This is a genomic window from Peribacillus sp. Bi134, from assembly GCF_918698065.1.
In the GTDB taxonomy this organism is placed as follows: domain Bacteria; phylum Bacillota; class Bacilli; order Bacillales; family DSM-1321; genus Peribacillus.
The window spans coordinates 1-19,008 of the sequence record NZ_CAKKLN010000011.1; the positions used below are offsets into that span (position 1 = coordinate 1).

Consider the following 19,008-nt stretch of genomic DNA (forward strand, 5'->3'; position numbering starts at 1 on the left):
CCCCAAAAGCCCCCGCCCCCCACCATTAAGTGAAAGGTACTCTCCAAAAATCCGATAATATGAAGCTGATAAAATCGTAATCGGAATGAATAAACCCGCTAGCGTCAAGAATGCAAAAGAGGTCTGTTCAATTTTCAGTTTCGAAGCGATGAAGGCCATCCCTGCAAAAATGACGGATACCATTCCAATGAAGAGAACTTTCAGGACCGCATTCAGATCCCCCCATGAAGTGGTTGCTAAAATCAACCCGCCAAACAGAAGCAATATGACCCCAGTGAGCAGGATGACAGAAATATTCCGTTCCCTGATTTGCTCAGGTGTTTTCTTCGGCCTTGCCGGTTTTACCGGTTTCTCCCGCTTGATGGCCTGCTTTTGAATAACCGGTTTCCTATCAGTGATCTCCTTGACAGGTTCAAGGCTCTCCTCTAAACCGGATTCAATGTGAGCATACCCGGCCTTCTCATCTTTCATTATCGATTCGTTCAATCCACTGGATTCCTGAAATTGCAATGAAGATTCTTCGATCAGGCTATCCTGAATCCTCTTATCGGCACTTTCACCGATTACCGTTTCAGTTCCATGGGTGGATTTCTTCTTTTCTTGCTCTAAGCGCTTTTGTTTATGGAGGGCTAATTGGAAATGCCGATTGTATGCCCTGCTAATCCGGATATATTCTGATTTAGGGATGAGCCGCCTTTCCCATAAAACATCCAGCTCTTCTTGGAAAATACGCTTCCTTCTTTCTAATGTCATTTCTTCGTTTGAAGAGTCATTCATTCCAAGCTTCCCCTTCCTTCAAATAGACCTTCTATCATCTTATGTATAATCTCTTTTCGATAATAACAAAGTTTTTCCATTTTTAAAATATTTAGGATAATGCACCAAGGGTGTTCCTACTGACTCAAAAAAAAGAATGACTTCCATTGAAGCCATCCAACGTTTCTATTATATTGATTTTACTTTATCCTCGCTCCTGATAATGCATAAATAAACGATCATTGAAATGAAAATCGAGGCGGCTGCAGTGATATAGATGCTCCTATATCCGAAGAGGAAGCCAATCTGCCCGAACACGATGGCACCTATGCCCACTCCAAGATCGAAAAATGAAAAGTATGTGGCATTCGCCATCGCCTTCCGATTTGGTGCCGTCTTTTCAATCGACCATGCCTGCAGCGCCGGCTGGACAGAGCCGAATCCAAATCCATAAAGCACTGCCGCAATGTAAAGGACCGCTTCACTCGGCATCCATGCAAGCAGGAGCATCCCAGCCATGATGAGTACTGTTGAAGGCACGAATATGGCTCGATGTCCCCTTCGGTCATATAATCGACCCGCAAATAATCTCGTGACCATGAGGGCCATTGCATATACTAAAAAATACCACTGAATTCCATCCACACCTTTTTCCGCTGTATACAGGGGAAGGAAGGTTGCAATTCCACCGAACGTAACGGAAATGAAGAAAATGAGCAATGATGGCTGAAGGGCACTTTTTTCATATATATCAAACCTTTTGGCTCTGACAGCCGCGGAAGGATCACTTTCCACTTTTTGATACCGAATAAGTGATGCTGTAACAATGGCGAAAAATCCCAATAATGAACAGATCAAAAATAACTCTTGAAACGGAAGGACCGTAACTAGAAAAAGACCCAATGATGGCCCGAATGCCAGCGCTAAGTTACCCGATAATCCGTAATACCCCATCCCCTCACCACGCCGTTTCGCAGGGATTATATCGGAAGCAATCGTTCCTGAAGCCGTTGAAGAAAATCCCCAGCCGACGCCCTGTACAATCCGCATCATGAATAACAAGCCGATGCTTCCCATAAAACCGAAGGAACCCACTGACAATGCAAAAATGGCTAAACCGGCAAGAAAAACCATGCGCCTTCCCTTCGTCTCCAATAATCTGCCGGCAATCGGCCGAACGAGCAAGGCCGAAAAAGTGAAGATTCCAAGGACAGCCCCCACCAGGCGATCGTCACCGCCAAGCTGTTCCACAAACAGCGGGAGGGTCGGCATCGTCATTTGAAAACCCATGAAGATGCACATATTTGCCAAACAGATCATGATGAAATCACGTGTCCAGATTTTATCAGTCCCTCTTACCCGTTCATCCACTAAGGTTTCCCTCATATCCCTTCACCTTCTAATTATTATAGTCATTGCCAGTTTACTAAAATTGGTTAAAATAAGCGAATGATTTATTTCGGGTACCTAAATATATATATATAAATAAAAGCCCAGTATGACACTGGACTCCCCCTATATCTTTCATCTACCGGTCCGAACAAGTTTCTGTTCTTTTCTTCGCCGTTTATCTTGAAACATTTTTTGATCCGCTTCCATGAATAAACTATCCATATTTCCTTTTGAATTCGAACGGTAAGCATGCCCAAATGACATACTGATGTGAGGGCCTTTTTTTAGATCGTTTTGCAAAAGGATTTCTTCCATTAATAATTCACAAAGAGATTCCACTTCTTGCTTGCTTCTATCAATTAGCAGAATGGCAAACTCATCTCCTCCCACTCTCGCTAAAACAGCGATGTCAGAGAATATCCGTTTCAATAGATTTGCCGCTTCTTTAATCAATTCATCCCCTTTCTTATGGCCATGCGTATCATTCATATATTTCAGCTCATCTAAATCACACAAAATCATGGCAACCGGAGTATCAAAATCCAGATTGGATTTGGCAAATATATTATCAAAAAACTGTCGATTATGGATATTCGTTAATGGGTCATGGGACATTTGATACTCAATATCCTGTATGAATCTCACTCTTTCATCGATATTGCGAATGATTCCTTGAACGGCTACCAATTCATCTTTTTCATATATAGGTGTAGCATATTCCTCGAACCACAAAAAATCCCCCTCGATATTTTTCCAACGTTGAATGACCGGCTTAGTATAATCAATCCCACCATATATCTTTTCATTTAGGATTTCAAAGTCATCAGGATGAATCCTTCCGAAAGGGGAGGAAGGGTCATTGTATGCTTCTTCCAAGACGCCATGACCTAAAAGTGTATTGATGGATGGACTTAGATACCTGAACTTGGAACTTGGGTTTGTTTCGTAGCAGTAGATAATATCCTTAGTACTTTCCACTATATTAAAAACCTTTTTTTGCACTTCGAATCCTTTCTTCCGATAGTCCTTTTCCCTTTTCTTGCGAGTGAAGATCGTACGTTTAAATATATCCAATGACAATTTATTGAATTTCATTCCACAGCCCCCATACTTTTGAAGTCATTTTCATTAAAATCTTTCCTTAGATTTGATGGCGGACTTATACTCATTACTTTTAACATAATTATCCTTTATATATTATAATTCCAAAACATCTAAAGGAAAAACTTTAAATGTTTTTCCTTATCTCCTTAAGTAAATGGGAAAGCTTCTAGCAATGGCCGCATAATTGAAAAAAGCCGATTCCAATTGAATCGGCTTTTTCATGCTTCATGACTATTTCGTTATCTCGATTTTTCCATTATTCGTTTCCAATTTCACTAAGTTTTCACCTTTGCCAATGACAGTATCTCCCTCATACTTACCAAGGATATCCACTCTCCCATTGTCAACATGAACATCGAAAGTTGTATTTGTCGGTTCATTCTCCGTTTGGATCATGATTTTACCATTATTACTTTCGAAATCGATCTCCCTATCCAAGTCTTTCGTGACCAATGTGATTTTACCGTTATTCGATGACCCAACCAGTTTTCCCTCCACATTATTAAGCTCTACTTTTCCATTAGCAGATTTCACTTCAACTTTTTCGGTTATTATATCATTTAATTCTACCCGGCCATTTTGAGACCTCACATTTAGATCTTCACTTTTCAATCCTGATATTTGCAATTTTCCATTATCGGATTCGACGGCAAAGGATTTATAAGATTCATCAGGCACATACACCTTTAAATGTAAGGATTGAATATGAAAACCAAAGCTAAAGGTACGTCGATCTTTTAATTGTACCGAAAGCTTCTTCCCTTCCACATCTGCGGTGAAATCCAACTTGGAAACATCCATCCCTTTTGAAACCGACTCTATCCTTGTCTCCTTATCCTTGGTTGGAACGATCTCTACAGCTGCATTGTCAGTGTCGATCTGAATGTCCGTTACGATTTCCGAAATCGTTTTTTCCTCTGTAGTCGTTTCCTTATCCGTCACTTGGGAAAACGTAAACAGACATCCTATTACTCCGATCAATAACAATACAAGTGCAATGATCGATAATTTTTTCACATTAATCATTTTTCAAACCGCCTTTCACAAGAGAAGCGTTAAATTTTAAATAGCGAATGAATCCTTTAGTTAAAGCACTAGTAGCGACAAACATTCCCATGGCAATGAAAATGCCAATCCCGCATAATCCCAATGCGAAGAAAAGATCGAATAATTGAAAGTTACCTATCGCAAGGTTAAAAAGAACGCCAAACGGAGCTAGAATGAACGCTATCGCCGAAGCCCATCCTGCAATGACAACTCCGATCAATGCTATAAATGGTCCCAAAACGATCACTAAATTAAAGAATCCCAAACCAATGACTGCCCAAACTGCCCGCATTACATTACCTGCTGAAGTAGTTTGCTCGACCTGACCAAGACGATAGGATGCCATCAGTTCCTTGGAAATCTGTTTAGGATTCCCAAGAGATTTGGAGATTTCCTGCTCTGACTTCCCTTCTTCCATTCCAATTTCGAAATACTCTTCGTAATCTTGAAGGATATCTTCCCGTTCCTCTAAGGAAAGTCTGGTTAAAGAGGCATTCAATTGTTTTAAAAATTGTTCTTTATTCATTGGTTCACACCTTCCTTGATTAATTGATTGACCCCATTGGAAAATTCATTCCATTCCGTCAACAGCTCTTGAAGGTATCTCCGGCCTTTGTCGGTTAAAGTATAATACTTGCGCGGAGGCCCTTCTGTTGATTCTTGTAAATATGTCGTAAAATACTCTTCCTTCGTCAATCGTCGTAAAAGTGGATATACCGACCCTTCCGATATTTCAATTTGATCCGAAATCTTCTGTACAAGTTCATATCCATAACGATCCTGCTTATCCAATAAGACCAGGACACACAGCTCCAGAACACCTTTCTTAAATTGCACATTCATAGCACCATCACTCCTTCCAAGAGTCCTTCAGTATAGTTCAATAAACAGTACTGAACACCGAACAATACATCTTATGTAAATAATTTACCACACGGTACTGTTCATTGCAAGGTACTATAAATAATATTTTTTTGGTACTACATGCGTTCCAATAAGGGTAGAAGAAAATTAGCATTATATTCAAAGCGGCAAGAGAATACGATGTATAATAGTAAAATGTGGAAGGAGGAGTTACTTTGGCCAACAAAGAAATAACGAAAAAGCAATTCGAGTTTCTTGAACATGAATTTAATTACCTTGAAAAGGAAGGAGTCATCTCCCAGCAAGAGAAAGTGAGGATGTTAGATTCCTATGACGTAAAAGGTAATTTGAGCTTCATCACTATTTTATTATCCATTGGGGCACTTCTTTTAGGTTTAGGCGTATTGACCTTCGTAGCCAGCAACTGGATTTATTTAAGTAAAGCGGTTAAATTCCTGCTTATCATTGCATGCCTAATCGGAGTGAACTTTGCTGGCGTGAAGGTGCAGGTACGCTTTCCCAAAACGTCACGAAGTCTGCATTATGCAGGTATTCTGATCTTTGGTTCAGGGATTTTTCTAATTGAGCAGATGTTTAATATCAGCATCAACTTCAACAGTTCCTTTTTATTATGGGCGATCGGTACGGTATTCATTGGATACTATTTGAAGGATGTCTTCGTTCTCCTTTTTACATCTTTCCTGCTTTTCATTTATATTAACGGAAGTATATTCGTTGATGAAACAGCTTATCCGCTTGCCATTCTTGTATTTCTGCCGGCTTTATACATTCTGTTAAAGAAATTCGATTACCCTAAATATCTGACCTTTTTCATTAACGCTTTAGCCATCAATACAATTGCCTTATTTCTTATGGAATTCGTGCCTAAGCTGGAGTTTGAAAATTCGAATACGATTGTCCTTTCCATTCTGTTTGTTCTGGGAATCGTGCTTGCCTATATTCCGGTAAGAGCCAAATTACAAAACATCACCCACATACAAGGGCATATCTTACATGGTATTACTGCACTCTTCCTTACCTTTGATTTTTCAATCTGGTTCCCTTTAGCTTATTTCGTTTTTCTGCTTTATCTCATTCTAAAAGGCAGTTTGACCAGCATCGTGATAATATGTGTACTGATCTTCAGATATTACATCTATTCTTTTGACTTCCTGCCAAAATCACTTACATTCATCATCGGCGGAATCATGCTTATCGGTTTTGGCTTCTTCTTCGAAAATCAACGAAAAAAAGGAGGGGAGCTCAATGAATAATCCATTATTCCGGCCACTTATCGTATTTTCCATTCCAGTCTTGATTCTGTTAGTCTTGGCGTTTCCTCCGGTCTGGACAACAATGACAGGAGATGTAATCAAGATCAAAACAGCCCCGGTCGACCCGACTGACTTGTTTAGGGGAAGCTATGTGGCTTTGAAATACGAAATTGAATCCGTTAAGCCATCACAGGTCGATGACTCGATTAAAACCGAGTTCCATACAAGAAATATGGGGGATTTTAAAAAGGTATATGTACGTTTAAAACAAAATAAGGATGGACTTTACGTTGTCGATTACGTAACGAAAGAAAAACCCGGCAAAGGCGTTTACCTTAAAGGGAAATTGGAAATCCCATATGACCTGCACAATGCTGAAACCATTCAGATCAGATACGGTTTGGACAATTATTTCGCATCCGAAGAAAAGGCAAAGGAAATGGAGAAGGAAGCATTGACCAATCCTTCAGTCGCCGTCGTAAAGGTTCGTAATGGGAATGTTGTTTTAACGGATATCATCATTGAATGAACCCGGAAATGACTAGCAAAAAGAGCATCGGTTTTACGATGCTCTTTTTATTGCTGGACTTTTTTCATATGAACATCAGATGTTACTTAATGACTCGCTTTGCCCCTATATATTTTTCTTTCCAATACTTATCACTCATTTTGACGACCTTGACCCCTTTGGTGGTGGTCCCGATAAATGTACCATTTCCATAATAGATTCCTACAAAAGAAACCTGCCCTTTCTTACCTGTCGCATAGAAGACCAAATCTCCCGCTTTTAAATCTTTTTGCTTAACGGCCTTTCCGATTTTATACTGTTCCGCACTCGTTCTTGGAATCTTCATTTCTGTCGCGGCATTTTTATATACATACTGGGTTAGACCGCTAGCATCAAACCCTTTTGGGGTCGTCCCCCCATATTTATAATTGCTTCCCACCTGCTTCTTTGCCAAAGCGGCAACTTCATCGCCATAATTGATAGAGGCTGAAGCATTAGCCGGATTGAATATGAATGCCATCAATAATGCTCCGATCAAAACTATGGCTGCAAGCCATTTTGAAACTGGTAAACTATAACTCATCCTTTTTCCTCCCCAAACTGAAAATGAACCACAATTTTAAATGTATGCTGCATTTCGGTTTTCAGACCAAAATCATTTTAATTGGTGTGATCATCATTTCTGCAAAAAAAAACAAATAAACAGATAACGCCGTTGTGTAGCAAGTTACGGTGTTATCTGGTATATTCTACTCTTCAATAGATGAAAGAATAGTGCCCATTACTTAGGCTCATCGTATTGTCGTGCATTCTCACTATCGCTTAGACCTTTAGTAGTATGATCGACCACACCGCCGACCCCAAAGAATGTAAGCGCTATGAAGTTAATGATGCCTAAAGCCCCGTTCAATGCATCATCAGTAATGGTAAAGCCTATAGGGGTAATGAAATTGTTTATGAACGCGGCAACCATCTGCGCCAATAATAAAAGCCCAGGAAGGAGTACCGTGAATATAAACGTTGGATTCTTAAAACGCACTTTCCAGTTGATCATTGCTTTTCCCCCTCTCTATCATATTAAGTCCGAAATAGTTGCAGACTTACTATATATTATGCGGCTTGTCCTTTTTACGTTCGGAAATTCCATAAATAATCTATCTCTCTAGTTTCCCATTAACATGAAAAAGCCCATCAGTGGATGGACCTTCTCTTAAACTATCAAATAGTTTTAAAAAACGATAGAGCGCCTCACTTTAACAAGTAAGTAACAACTTTCTCAAGCTCTATATACTCCTTTGCGTGCCAGTTGATTCCTTCCTTTACTTAAATAAGCTTCTGCCTCTATAGGTAATTTGGAAGTCACCGTCCGCTTACCTTTTCTCTCAATCTCCCCCGGAAATGATACTGGCGGCAAGTCCTCTGCCAGCCAAAACCGTTTATACTGCTGAGGCAATTTATAACCTGATTATATTGAACGCTTGATCTCAAACTCCAATTTTCCCCTCCAAAAACAATCCGATCCGTTTTGCAGCTTCTGTCAATCTTTCGGCCGGCTGGACCAAGGCCATCCGAACATACCCTTCACCCTGCTTCCCAAAAGCATCGCCTGGAACGACCGTGACCCCTGCTTTTTCAATCAATGCATAGGAAAAATCACGTGATTTCCAGCCAGCAGGAATTCTGGCCCAAATAAACATGGTAGCTGAGGTTTTCGGCACATGCCACCCCCCTCTAGCAAGACCTGATATCAATGCATTACGTCGGGACTCATATTCCTTAACCTGTTCGGACAGCAGCGAAAGATTGGAAGTCAGTGCCATCACGGCAGCTTTTTGGATAGGATAAAAAACTCCATAATCGATGTGTGATTTCAACGTTCCCAGGATGTTCAGCACCTCTTGATTACCCACCGCATACCCAATGCGGCAGCCGGCCATGTTAAAAGTTTTGGAAAGTGAGTTAAACTCGATCCCCACTTCCTTGGCACCAGGAATGGACATAAAACTAATTTGCGGATGATCATCAAAAATCAATTCGGAATAAGCAAAATCGTGAACCACCATGATCTCGTTCTTTTTCGCAAACGATATGACTTCCGCAAAGAAAGCTTCATCAGCAAGGGCGGTGACAGGATTTCCTGGATAACTGATGATCATCATTTTGGTCTTTTTCAATATTTCTTCCGGAATTCCGTTGAGCTGCGGCAGGAATCCATTTTCGGCAGTAAGCGGCATCGGATAAATGATTCCGCCGGCAAGCTCTACACTCGCTTCATAAATTGGATATCCCGGATCTGGCACCAACACATAATCTCCAGGGTTTATCATCGCCGTTGCCAAGTGTGCAAGGCCATCCTGCGATCCCATCAGTTGGAGGACTTCCCTTTCTGCATCCAGCTCCACCCCATAACGCTTCCGATAAAAATAACCGACTGCCTCATGGAATTCAGGCGTACCTTTTAACGTATACCCATAGGAACTCGGATCCTGCGCATACTTCACAAGCGTATCCACTACGAAATCAGGCGGTGGTAAATCCGGACTTCCTACACTCAAATCGATAACATCCAGCCCACGTTTCATTGCATCCTGCTTGCGTTCCGCCAACTCTGAAAATATCCCTGTTGTGAATCTTCCGACTTTTTCAGATGGAGTCATATTCATTCTACAATTCCCCTCCATTAATGATTTATATCTATCATTATAGCAATCAATCTCGAGTACTTTAAGAATTCATCAGTATCTGTTCCAGAGCCTCATCAAGATGAGGGAATTTAAATGCATACCCCGCCTTTTCCAATCTCTCAGGTATGACCCACCGGCTTTTTAATATCAATTCTGTTTCGGTACCCATAAAGAAAGCCCCCATTTCAAGCATGGGTGTTGGACAGGGCAGTCCAATCCTAATATTCATGAGCTTTCTCAAATGAGCCATCAATTCACGATTTGTAACTGGATTCGGAGATGAACAATTAAACACCCCGCTCAAATCCTGATTCTTTCTCAGAAAAAGGACAATGTTAAATAAATCTTCTAAATGTATCCAACTGAATTTCTGATTTCCTGATCCTTGATGGCCCCCCAGACCAAATTTAACCAAATTCCTATATGGGGTCATCACTCCCCCATCTCCCAATACAATGGCGATCCGTAAAGCAATTTGTCTCGTCTTGGGTAATCGGAAATCGAAAAATGAGCGCTCCCACGCTTTCGCCACATCTACGGAAAAGCCTGAACCGATTACACCATCCCCCTCTGTCATTGGTTTATCCTCAGCATGCCTGTATATCGTTGCAGTACTCGAGTTTATCCATAATGAAGGAGGATTTTCACATTGTTCAATCGCCTTACCTAGCACTTCAGTCGTATCGGTTCGTGAATCCAATATTTCTTTCTTATTCTTGGCATTGTAGCGGCAATTGACCGTTTTTCCTGCTAGGTTTATTAACATATCCGAATTATCGATCGTTTCCCTTATTCCTTCTATATCTTCCCAGCCAGTATGCGGGGTTTGCCTGGAGATGATCCTTACCTCATACCCCAAATTCCTGAAATGCTTTTCAAAGTATTGACCGACAAAACCAGTCCCGCCAGCTAGAACCACTTTCTTTAGCATATATCCAACCCGCTTTCTTTTATGAGTGAATAGGTCCAATGATAACCAGTTCAGCCCTTATTGTGAATTACTTCACAATTATACCATATTATTACATCGACTGGTATCACCACTACATAACGTAAACGTGTTCAACAAATGGTGTACTTGTCCAAGCACAAAGGAATAATACACATAAATTAGTAATGTGAAAATTTATTAAACAAAGGGATGATTGCAGTGTCAAACAAAAAACTAAGAAGAACTGGTGAATCCGATAATGCTGGTTCCACAACTGGCGGTTCAGGTAATGGCAATTCAGAAAATGGAAATAGCAGTGTTAGGACTGCCTTGAGAAGAATCTTAAAAGATTTATTAAACAATAATGGAGGTACTTCAATCAAGGAACCTATTTCAATCAAGAAATTCAGAAAAGATTAAGAGATTTCTTTTTTGAGATTAACATGGAAACCCTTTGGAATATTCTAAAGGGTTTCCATATTAATAAACAATAATATGATCTCCGCTTTTTGGTTTAATAGAGAAAAAGGAGAAGTTATGATGTATTTTCGAGACTGGAAACCTAAAAAAGATATCAAGACTTTAACGGATATTACAATAAGTAATTTTCGGGTTTCGTCTGATACAGTGCATGAAATTTTGCAAAAGTCCCATAAGGTACTTGTAATTTGTAATGATAAAGGTAAAATAATGGGATTTCTTTGTTATAATCTTTATTTATATAAATTCGCTCATGTTAATTATGTAGTCCTTGACAAGAAATATAGAGGAAAGGGAATTCTGCAATCCCTTTTACCGAAATTAGTGGCTCATGCGAGAGAAAAAGGAATCCTTGCAGTGTCCGGTTTGGTAAACAGAAATAACCCTGAAGCATTGCAGAAATTTAAAGACTTTGGCTTTAAACCAATTTTAACTTATCAAGATGACATTCTAATTCAATCCTTTTTATAACAAGGGCCTCCTGCCCCAGCTTTGCGTAATTAAGAAGATAGATTGTGAAAACATGGATTAAATATGAAGCATGTGTTCCTCCATACAAAACTAATGAAACCGCCTGTAAATTCTGCACGAACTCATGGGCATTTTCCCTGTACTCTCATAAATAATAGTAAAAAATTCGCTACCTCAAGTAGTTCATTGAATTTTCTATTTTTTCAAATGAATCCCATTATTTTCACCATCCATTCGTGTATAGTGAATGTATACCTGCAAAAAGGGGGATCTTTATGAAATCGATAGAACTTATCATCTTGAATCTGGAAGAGGTTAGAAGAAGAAACATTAAACTATGGACTTCAATACCTAAAGGCACACTACATTGGAAGCCAGACGACAAGGCAATGAGCTGTTTAGAAATGGTTAGACATGTCCTTGATAGTGAGCATTACTACCATTTATCCATTAAAAATCAAGGCAGCTTACCCGTTTATGAATCACCATTTGAAAAACAGCCGCTTATCTCTGTCGAAGCCGAATTAAACTTTGCGGAACCTTACAGGCGTGACTTTTTGGAAACAATCCTATCCTTCAGCGAGGACGACTTATCCACTATTAAAATTGACCGCTCCGATATTGGGTATATCAGGGATTTAGGAGATATGTTGCTAAGGATCGCTTATCATGAGTCTGTACATACTGGTCAATTATTGGACTACTTAAGAACTGCTGGAGTTCCTAGAATTAGCGTTTGGGATTAACTGCATCATTTTCATAGGGTAATTCATCACGGTGAAGCACCCAGACTGTAGGCAAACTCGATGAAAATCGTGTTTGCCTACAGTTTTTTTATTGCTTGTACAATTTGGACATTGATTTTCACTCCAGGCACTTGCTCCAATTAACTTAGTTTTAAATTCCCCTGTACTTTATTGTTTTAAAATAGACTGGATTGTTTGATTATCGTGGAGCATCAGGGAACATATGAGCTGCATCTGCGGCAAAGGCTTCCGGTTTTCCAACTTTCTCAATCAATTGTTCAACAAGTGGCTCTAAGTTTGACTGTCATGTGTATTTCCAGGTGTTACAATCATTGATCATCAAGAAAATGTTTCATGTAAGAAAATTGTGGAAAAGTAATGGTATAGGAGGGATAAGAAATGTTATCTAAAAAACCAGCGGCCAGAATGGTTAGCGCCGTTATTCTAACCGGCTCCCTTTTAGGGGCAGGTGCATCGTTTCCAACAGAACCGGTTGGGGCTGCATCCACAATGGATTCCGCTTCTGGCATAGCTAAGGAACACGCTCTTACCACCTTACACGAAATCTACAACAAAGCTTTTTCAGGGGAAATGCCTTATACTGCCTTGGGTTTGAAAATTGATGAAAACACCCAAAAAGAAGTATATGACACATTTGGTCCTCCCCCTGAGCCAGGTAACACAGATGAAACTTTTGACTATTACCATGCAGAAATGGGGCATCCAGGATTTGCATTTGCCTATAACGATGACAAAACCATCTCACAAATCCGATATTTTGGGACAAATGTAGAACGGGACCATAATCTAGGAAGCATCACTCCTAAAGTTTTAGGAAAACAACTCGGCAGTGCTGACGAAATACGCCATATTTCCAGTACGAATGAAGACAACTACATTTACAAGACAGGGAACTATGAACTGCAATTCATTGTCGGTGAAGATCAAACTGTGGATCATATCAATCTACTCGAAGCTAAATAATATAATTGTCGCAGGCTGTAGAGAAAGAAAATTTTCTCTACAGCCTTTTTTGTTTCATGCCCTCCCCTTCTTTCTTCTTCTTCCAAACCGCTGTCAGCTTCCCGTAACATATTATGGAAGCAACCCGGCCATTTAATTTACAAAATCCATACTCCCCCCAAACGGGCTCTTAATATTTTCACAATAAAATTAGCTTGTTCAACATTATTTCAATATATGGAGGGTGTCCGAAAGATGATTAATAAGTTCAGGGCTTTCACAGGAACGGTTCTAAGCATAGCCATCCTATTTCAGGGTCTTCCGGTCGCGGTTGCTGCAAATGATTCAGCAGACACTCAGACAAATCCGGGAGGCAGATGGATGAAGGGGGAATATCATGCCCATACCACTCAGTCCGATGATGCCGAGGGCTCACAGAGCCTTGAGAGCTTGCTAAATAACGCATTTGATAAGTATGGTATGGATTGGATGGGAATTTCCGACCACTTGAGGATGTCTTCAAGGGATGCTGAGGGAAATTTGATTACAGGCGGGCCGATACCGCTATCTCAGGGAATCATACAATATCAAACCCCGAAAATGGAGCAATTGCAAAAAGAGGGCAAATTTAAAAGTAAAGTCATCTTTTCAGGCTTCGAATGGGATATGCCCACATACGAGCATGTCGGCATAGGAATTTTGGGAGACAAGCCGGGCTCACCGAAAAGTCTGAAAGCTGGCAATCAGTTCGAATATCTGTTCACCAACCAGGATGAAAAGATGTTTGATCCTGATGATGTAGCCGTCTGGAAAGCACAGGATCAAAGAGCCAATAAGACATCCAAGGATGCTCGAACAGCATTGGCATGGCTCGAGAAAAATTATAAGAATACAAGTTATGCCATATTGAACCACCCATCAAGAAAAAGGGTGTACAACATATCTGATTTTCGCGACTTCAACAATATAGCCCCGGATGTCATGTTCGGGTTCGAAGGTATGCCAGGTAACCAGATGGAGCCGGATAGAGGCGGTTTAAATCTGACAACACCGGAAAACAGGACCTACGGCGGTTCCGATCACATGCTCGCTAAGGTAGGAGGTGCTTGGGATGCCCTTCTTGGGGAAGGTCGTAAGTTCTGGAACTTTTCCAATTCAGACTCCCATTTTGAAATCAGTGAAAACCGCCTTTACTCAAGCGGCTACTGGCCAGGTGAATATTCCAAGAATTATACATGGGTAAATGGTTCATCGATGCAATCCGTCCTTGATGGCATGCAATCAGGGAAATCCTTCTCCGTTTTTGGTGACTTGATCGACGCCCTTGATTTCCAAGCTAAAAACGGAAACAACAAGGCAGATATGGGCGGGGATCTTAAAGTTAAGGAAGGACAGATGGTCAAGATCACCATCCGATTTAAAAGCCCCCAAAAGAACAATAACGGGGACCAGGTCAAGGTGGATCACGTGGATCTAATTTCCGGGGAAGTAACCGGGAAAGCAGTACCTGGAACACCTGCTTATAATAAAGCCACCAATGATACGACAAAAGTGGTTAAACGCTTTACAAGTAAAGACTGGAAAACCGATCGCGATGGTTTTCATACCATCACTTACAAGTTCAGAGCAAATAAGGATCAATATTTCCGTTTGCGCGGCACGAATCTCGGGGAAAATGTCTCTGGAGAAACGATGGACGGTGAACCGCTGATCGATGCAAAGACTGAAATCGAGGATAACGAAAAACGCTTTTCAGAAATAAACAAACGTAACTATAAAGACCTTTGGTTCTATTCGAACCCTATCTTCGTTAGTGTAGAGGATAAAAATCATAAAAAACGTTAAGTTAAAAAGAATCCTGAAATAGTTCTGGACAGTCCAAAAAGCCCCTCTCCGCTTAGCTAATAGTTGACGTGGATAAGGGGCTTTTTGTCTCCTTAGAATGGATATCGGTTCAGCTCCTTCCCTGGTTGACGATACACCTTTCTTTTACTTTTATTTTCACTTTAATGCGTGAAAAACCGTATAATTCACCAAGTTTCATTAACACTAATGATATAAGTTATTTTCATTGACTTTTTTCCTTTTCTTGTATAGTATCACAGAGTATCAATCCCTATCAGATTACTAGGAGGTTTACCCAAATGAAAAAAATGGTTGCACTTTTATCGCTATTGTTAGCTTTCACGGTTGTACTTACCGCTTGTGGTACCGATACAAAAAATGAGGCAAACGATACCGACAATAAATCTTCTTCACAAGAAAGTCTATATGATAAAGTCAAAAAAGATGGCGTATTAACTGTTGGAACAGAAGGTACATATCCTCCTTTCACATTCCACGATGATTCAGATAAACTAACGGGGTTTGATGTTGAAATTGCTAAAGAAGTGGCAAAACGCCTTGGAGTGAAAGCTGAATTCAAGGAAACACAATGGGACGGCATGTTTGCAGGCTTGGATGCAAAACGTTTTGATATGATCGCAAACCAAGTGGGCATCGATGAAGACCGTCAAAAGAAATACGATTTCTCTGACCCATATATTCAATCAGGGGCCGTATTACTGGTACACAAAGATAATACGGATATTAAATCCTTCGATGATTTAAAAGGCAAGACCTCTGCACAATCTTTAACGAGTAACTACAATGACTTAGCCAAATCTCATGGTGCTGAAGTTACAGGTATTGAAGGATTTTCTCAATCCGTACAGCTTATTGGTTCTAAACGTGTAGATGCCACGATCAATGACAAATTATCGTACCTTGATTATAAAAAGCAACACCCGGATGCACCTATCAGAGTGGCTGATGAGGAAGAAAGCGGAGTTGCAAGTGGTTTAATGTTCAGAAAAGACAGTGGCAAATTAGTGGAAGAAGTAAACAAAGCACTTAAAGCAATGAAAGACGACGGCACGTACGCGAAAATCTCGGATAAATGGTTTGGTGAAGATGTTTCTCCTAAGTAATATTTTCACCGACCCCGAGCGTATGAACCAGCTTGTTTCCATCGCTCAAACCTCCCTCTATCCTATGATAGAGGGAGCTATTCAATATACGATTCCACTAACATTGATCACATTCGTTCTCGGCCTTATTCTTGCTGTACTCACAGCATTGGCAAGATTATCTTCCATAAGGATTCTTCAAATAATTGCGCGTGTATATGTGTCAATCATCCGCGGGACACCTTTACTTGTGCAATTATTTATCATTTTCTATGGACTTCCAAATTTAGGTGTAACAATCAATCCTTTCATATCGGCCATTATAGGATTCTCTTTAAATGTGGGAGCATACGCTTCAGAAATTATCCGAGCAGCCATTTTATCCATACCAAAAGGGCAATGGGAAGCAGGCTATTCAATCGGGATGACATATACCCAAGCTTTAAAGCGCATCATTTTGCCTCAAGCTGCGCGGGTATCCATTCCCCCATTATCCAATACGTTCATTAGCCTTTTAAAGGATACATCGCTTGCCTCACTCATTCTGGTAACGGAATTGTTCCGTAAAGCTCAAGAAATCGCTGCAAAAAACTATGAATTTCTACTACTTTACATAGAAGCAGCTGCTTTATATTGGATTTTGTGTACCATACTATCTTTCATTCAAGGAAGTTTAGAGGACAGACTTAATCGTTATGTAGCAAAATAAGAACCGCAGTAGTTAAAGGAGATTTTAAAATGATCAACATTAAGAATCTTCATAAATCGTTTGGTGACCTTGAAGTATTAAAGGGCATCGATTTGGAAGTGGAGCAAGGTAAAGTCATTGTATTGATCGGTCCTTCGGGTTCAGGTAAAACAACCTTTCTTCGGTGTTTGAATCTCCTTGAGGTACCCACGGACGGGACGATTGAAATTGATGAAACCATAATGGACTTCAAAAAATCCGTTAAAAAAAATTCAATTACATCTTTTCGCAGTTTAACAGGGATGGTTTTCCAAAGCTATAACCTCTTCCCCCACAAAACAGCATTGGAAAATGTAATGGAAGGACCCATCATTGTAAAAAACATAGCCAAACATCAAGCAAAGGAAACGGCTGCTGCCCTGCTTACAAAAGTCGGCTTAGGTGAGAAAATCGATTTTTATCCGTTTCAATTGTCCGGCGGACAGCAGCAACGAGTCGGAATTGCAAGGGCCCTGGCCATGGAGCCAAAGGTCATGCTATTCGATGAACCCACTTCCGCTTTAGATCCCGAACTAGTTGGAGACGTGTTACAGGTCATGAAAGACCTGGCGAAAGAAGAAGGCATGACAATGATCGTGGTAACCCATGAAATGCGTTTCGCCCGTGAAGTCGCCGACGAAGTCATTTTCATGGATGAAGGAAAAATAATGGAGCGGGGAACACCCGAGCAAATCTTCACAAACCCTAAAGAAGCGCGCACACGTAAATTCCTCAATCTGATTCAATAAAAAAACGGTGCTATTAAAGCACCGCTCGCAGCCCCCCCATTTTTTGAAATGGGGTTTTTTTGCCCACCATCAAATTAATGAGATGCTGGGACCTGTCTAGTCTGTGTCCGTGCATGGTATAACTGAAAAAGAAGCAAAGCAAAAACGGAAAGGATCGCTCCCGATATAAATGGTAAATCAATCGAAATTGAAAATAACCAACCGCCGATCGGAGGACCTGCAATCCTGCCGAACGAGTCGAAGGAAGATAACAGTCCAGTGACACTGCCATGGCCCGTCATGGAACTTTTGGTCAGTAACGCCGAAATTGCCGGACGGATGAACCCATTTCCCACTCCGAAAATCGTCAGGAAGATCGCCGATGTCCAAAAGCCGGAAGAAAACAGGATGAGTATGAACCCAGCTGCCGAGATGATGATTCCCATTCGGATGACTGCTCCTTCTCCATATTTCTTTGTCATCCTACCCACTAATCCACCTTGAACGATTGCACTGCCAACTCCCATGATCATAAAGATATAGCCTAATTGGACAAGACTTATATCAGCCTTTTTGGCTGCAAAATAAGCAAAAGTCGTTTCTAGTCCTGCCATAGAAAGAGTGACGATCAATTGCAGAAAGAACATGGTTTTAAGTGGCCCTCTAAAGGCTTTCCACATTGATTCTTTATTTTTTGACTGCTGGGCCCTCTTTTCAACTGTATGTGATTCCTTCAGTATCGCAATCACTAAGAATAAAGTAATCAAAGAGGTAATTCCAGCAATGTAAAAAGGTAAATTCAAACTTGATTTGGAGAATACCCCTCCAATCGCCGGACCAAAGATGAAACCAAGCCCAGTAGCGGCCCCGATGATCCCCATCCCTTTTCCGCGATCTTCCGGCGTCGTGATGTCAGCCACATACGCCATTGCGGTTGGCATGTTTGCCGATGACAATATCCCGCCAATAATCCTTGCTACAAATAATACCCATAAGGAATCTGCCGAGGCCGTGATAAAAAACGAAAGAGCCAAGCCAGCAATCCCGATTATCATGACAGGCTTACGTCCTATCCGGTCAGATATACGTCCCCACACCGGGGCAAAAAATAATTGCATTAATGAATAAACAGCCATTAAAAGTCCAAGCTCAGTAGGACTGCCACCAACCTTTTCTGCAAGAAACGGAATGATGGGAATAATGATCCCAAATCCGACCATGACTAAAAACATCACTAAAAAAAGAACGGGTAACACTTTTTTTGTTTCCATTATTTTTTTCTCCTTTTACTCTTCCACATTCGCTGCATAAGCAATGAATTCCTGAATCATATTACTTAGCATAATCTTCCTAACAATACTTTAAACAGTTTATCATACAACCTT

Annotated in this window: 20 protein-coding genes and 1 pseudogene; 10 read left to right on the plus strand and 11 right to left on the minus strand. The window is 40.6% G+C overall.

All coding sequences use genetic code 11. The annotated features are described in order from the left end of the window. From LQ188_RS22755 to LQ188_RS22780, 6 genes and pseudogenes are all read right to left on the minus strand, one after another. Positions 1 to 777: pseudogene (locus LQ188_RS22755) on the minus strand (hypothetical protein); the annotation flags it as partial. Between the two features lie 168 nt (positions 778 to 945). After that, positions 946 to 2,142, minus strand: coding sequence for an MFS transporter (locus LQ188_RS22760; protein ID WP_230178422.1), 1,197 nt, complete (start codon positions 2,140 to 2,142; stop codon positions 946 to 948). A gap of 138 nt (positions 2,143 to 2,280) precedes the next feature. Next, the gene (locus LQ188_RS22765; RefSeq protein ID WP_230178423.1) at positions 2,281 to 3,243 is read right to left on the minus strand and encodes a sensor domain-containing diguanylate cyclase; all 963 of its coding nucleotides are present in this window, start codon (positions 3,241 to 3,243) and stop codon (positions 2,281 to 2,283) included. A gap of 240 nt (positions 3,244 to 3,483) precedes the next feature. Further along, complete coding sequence (locus tag LQ188_RS22770) at positions 3,484 to 4,278, minus strand: DUF4097 family beta strand repeat-containing protein (RefSeq protein WP_230178424.1); 795 nt, start codon at positions 4,276 to 4,278, stop codon at positions 3,484 to 3,486. Beyond that, positions 4,271 to 4,825 carry a DUF1700 domain-containing protein gene (locus tag LQ188_RS22775; RefSeq protein ID WP_101225494.1) on the minus strand — a complete coding sequence of 185 codons (555 nt, stop codon included), beginning with the start codon at positions 4,823 to 4,825 and terminating at the stop codon, positions 4,271 to 4,273. Before LQ188_RS22775 ends, LQ188_RS22770 begins: the two co-directional genes overlap by 8 nt. Next, a complete protein-coding gene (locus tag LQ188_RS22780) occupies positions 4,822 to 5,142 on the minus strand; it encodes a PadR family transcriptional regulator (protein WP_101225495.1) in 321 nt (106 codons plus the stop codon). Before LQ188_RS22780 ends, LQ188_RS22775 begins: the two co-directional genes overlap by 4 nt. A gap of 236 nt (positions 5,143 to 5,378) precedes the next feature. Here LQ188_RS22780 and LQ188_RS22785 point away from each other — a divergent pair, with 236 nt between their 5' ends. Then, the gene (locus LQ188_RS22785) at positions 5,379 to 6,437 is read left to right on the plus strand and encodes a DUF2157 domain-containing protein (RefSeq protein WP_101225496.1); all 1,059 of its coding nucleotides are present in this window, start codon (positions 5,379 to 5,381) and stop codon (positions 6,435 to 6,437) included. Continuing rightward, positions 6,430 to 6,966: a GDYXXLXY domain-containing protein gene (locus LQ188_RS22790; RefSeq protein WP_230178425.1), complete on the plus strand. Its 537-nt coding sequence runs from the start codon at positions 6,430 to 6,432 to the stop codon at positions 6,964 to 6,966. Before LQ188_RS22785 ends, LQ188_RS22790 begins: the two co-directional genes overlap by 8 nt. An 82-nt stretch (positions 6,967 to 7,048) precedes the next feature. Here LQ188_RS22790 and LQ188_RS22795 read toward each other — a convergent pair whose 3' ends face one another. The 4 genes from LQ188_RS22795 to LQ188_RS22810 all read right to left on the minus strand — a co-directional run bounded on the left by LQ188_RS22795 (position 7,049) and on the right by LQ188_RS22810 (position 10,560). Then, entirely contained in the window at positions 7,049 to 7,528 is a 480-nt protein-coding gene (locus tag LQ188_RS22795) for a C40 family peptidase (protein WP_101225498.1), read from the minus strand. 198 nt (positions 7,529 to 7,726) lie between these two features. After that, positions 7,727 to 7,999, minus strand: a complete 273-nt coding sequence (locus LQ188_RS22800) for a phage holin (protein WP_101225499.1) — start codon at positions 7,997 to 7,999, stop codon at positions 7,727 to 7,729. 430 nt (positions 8,000 to 8,429) lie between these two features. Further along, positions 8,430 to 9,608: an LL-diaminopimelate aminotransferase gene (locus tag LQ188_RS22805; protein WP_230178426.1), complete on the minus strand. Its 1,179-nt coding sequence runs from the start codon at positions 9,606 to 9,608 to the stop codon at positions 8,430 to 8,432. Positions 9,609 to 9,669: 61 nt separating this feature from the next. After that, the gene (locus LQ188_RS22810; protein ID WP_230178427.1) at positions 9,670 to 10,560 is read right to left on the minus strand and encodes a TIGR01777 family oxidoreductase; all 891 of its coding nucleotides are present in this window, start codon (positions 10,558 to 10,560) and stop codon (positions 9,670 to 9,672) included. Between the two features lie 219 nt (positions 10,561 to 10,779). Between LQ188_RS22810 and LQ188_RS22815 the strand changes: the two genes are divergently transcribed. From LQ188_RS22815 to LQ188_RS22850, 8 genes are all read left to right on the plus strand, one after another. Further along, complete coding sequence (locus LQ188_RS22815; protein WP_230178429.1) at positions 10,780 to 10,980, plus strand: hypothetical protein; 201 nt, start codon at positions 10,780 to 10,782, stop codon at positions 10,978 to 10,980. 117 nt (positions 10,981 to 11,097) lie between these two features. Continuing rightward, positions 11,098 to 11,511: a GNAT family N-acetyltransferase gene (locus tag LQ188_RS22820; RefSeq protein WP_230178430.1), complete on the plus strand. Its 414-nt coding sequence runs from the start codon at positions 11,098 to 11,100 to the stop codon at positions 11,509 to 11,511. Positions 11,512 to 11,786: 275 nt separating this feature from the next. Next, positions 11,787 to 12,257, plus strand: a complete 471-nt coding sequence (locus LQ188_RS22825; protein ID WP_230178433.1) for a DinB family protein — start codon at positions 11,787 to 11,789, stop codon at positions 12,255 to 12,257. A gap of 399 nt (positions 12,258 to 12,656) precedes the next feature. Beyond that, positions 12,657 to 13,241: a YjgB family protein gene (locus LQ188_RS22830; protein WP_230178435.1), complete on the plus strand. Its 585-nt coding sequence runs from the start codon at positions 12,657 to 12,659 to the stop codon at positions 13,239 to 13,241. Positions 13,242 to 13,475: 234 nt separating this feature from the next. Beyond that, on the plus strand, positions 13,476 to 15,065 hold the full coding sequence (locus tag LQ188_RS22835) for an S-layer protein (RefSeq protein WP_230178436.1): 1,590 nt from the start codon (positions 13,476 to 13,478) through the stop codon (positions 15,063 to 15,065). 299 nt (positions 15,066 to 15,364) lie between these two features. Continuing rightward, entirely contained in the window at positions 15,365 to 16,189 is an 825-nt protein-coding gene (locus LQ188_RS22840; RefSeq protein WP_230178438.1) for an amino acid ABC transporter substrate-binding protein, read from the plus strand. Then, positions 16,173 to 16,877, plus strand: coding sequence for an amino acid ABC transporter permease (locus LQ188_RS22845; protein WP_101225507.1), 705 nt, complete (start codon positions 16,173 to 16,175; stop codon positions 16,875 to 16,877). Before LQ188_RS22840 ends, LQ188_RS22845 begins: the two co-directional genes overlap by 17 nt. 29 nt (positions 16,878 to 16,906) lie before the next feature. Continuing rightward, positions 16,907 to 17,644 carry an amino acid ABC transporter ATP-binding protein gene (locus LQ188_RS22850; RefSeq protein WP_101225508.1) on the plus strand — a complete coding sequence of 246 codons (738 nt, stop codon included), beginning with the start codon at positions 16,907 to 16,909 and terminating at the stop codon, positions 17,642 to 17,644. Positions 17,645 to 17,718: 74 nt separating this feature from the next. Here LQ188_RS22850 and LQ188_RS22855 read toward each other — a convergent pair whose 3' ends face one another. After that, positions 17,719 to 18,894 carry an MFS transporter gene (locus LQ188_RS22855; protein ID WP_230178440.1) on the minus strand — a complete coding sequence of 392 codons (1,176 nt, stop codon included), beginning with the start codon at positions 18,892 to 18,894 and terminating at the stop codon, positions 17,719 to 17,721. Positions 18,895 to 19,008 lie beyond the last annotated feature (114 nt).

What these genes read in the sequence shown, in the direction of transcription:
- LQ188_RS22760 (WP_230178422.1), bottom strand. Translation starts at nt 2,142, where the DNA reads ATGAGGGAAACCTTAGTGGATGAACGGGTAAGAGGGACTGATAAAATC.
- LQ188_RS22780 (WP_101225495.1), bottom strand. Translation starts at nt 5,142, where the DNA reads ATGAATGTGCAATTTAAGAAAGGTGTTCTGGAGCTGTGTGTCCTGGTC.
- LQ188_RS22825 (WP_230178433.1), top strand. Translation starts at nt 11,787, where the DNA reads ATGAAATCGATAGAACTTATCATCTTGAATCTGGAAGAGGTTAGAAGA.
- LQ188_RS22830 (WP_230178435.1), top strand. Translation starts at nt 12,657, where the DNA reads ATGTTATCTAAAAAACCAGCGGCCAGAATGGTTAGCGCCGTTATTCTA.
- LQ188_RS22795 (WP_101225498.1), bottom strand. Translation starts at nt 7,528, where the DNA reads ATGAGTTATAGTTTACCAGTTTCAAAATGGCTTGCAGCCATAGTTTTG.
- LQ188_RS22800 (WP_101225499.1), bottom strand. Translation starts at nt 7,999, where the DNA reads ATGATCAACTGGAAAGTGCGTTTTAAGAATCCAACGTTTATATTCACG.
- LQ188_RS22840 (WP_230178438.1), top strand. Translation starts at nt 15,365, where the DNA reads ATGAAAAAAATGGTTGCACTTTTATCGCTATTGTTAGCTTTCACGGTT.
- LQ188_RS22855 (WP_230178440.1), bottom strand. Translation starts at nt 18,894, where the DNA reads ATGGAAACAAAAAAAGTGTTACCCGTTCTTTTTTTAGTGATGTTTTTA.
- LQ188_RS22775 (WP_101225494.1), bottom strand. Translation starts at nt 4,825, where the DNA reads ATGAATAAAGAACAATTTTTAAAACAATTGAATGCCTCTTTAACCAGA.
- LQ188_RS22820 (WP_230178430.1), top strand. Translation starts at nt 11,098, where the DNA reads ATGATGTATTTTCGAGACTGGAAACCTAAAAAAGATATCAAGACTTTA.
- LQ188_RS22835 (WP_230178436.1), top strand. Translation starts at nt 13,476, where the DNA reads ATGATTAATAAGTTCAGGGCTTTCACAGGAACGGTTCTAAGCATAGCC.
- LQ188_RS22805 (WP_230178426.1), bottom strand. Translation starts at nt 9,608, where the DNA reads ATGAATATGACTCCATCTGAAAAAGTCGGAAGATTCACAACAGGGATA.
- LQ188_RS22770 (WP_230178424.1), bottom strand. Translation starts at nt 4,278, where the DNA reads ATGATTAATGTGAAAAAATTATCGATCATTGCACTTGTATTGTTATTG.
- LQ188_RS22850 (WP_101225508.1), top strand. Translation starts at nt 16,907, where the DNA reads ATGATCAACATTAAGAATCTTCATAAATCGTTTGGTGACCTTGAAGTA.
- LQ188_RS22765 (WP_230178423.1), bottom strand. Translation starts at nt 3,243, where the DNA reads ATGAAATTCAATAAATTGTCATTGGATATATTTAAACGTACGATCTTC.
- LQ188_RS22810 (WP_230178427.1), bottom strand. Translation starts at nt 10,560, where the DNA reads ATGCTAAAGAAAGTGGTTCTAGCTGGCGGGACTGGTTTTGTCGGTCAA.
- LQ188_RS22845 (WP_101225507.1), top strand. Translation starts at nt 16,173, where the DNA reads ATGTTTCTCCTAAGTAATATTTTCACCGACCCCGAGCGTATGAACCAG.
- LQ188_RS22790 (WP_230178425.1), top strand. Translation starts at nt 6,430, where the DNA reads ATGAATAATCCATTATTCCGGCCACTTATCGTATTTTCCATTCCAGTC.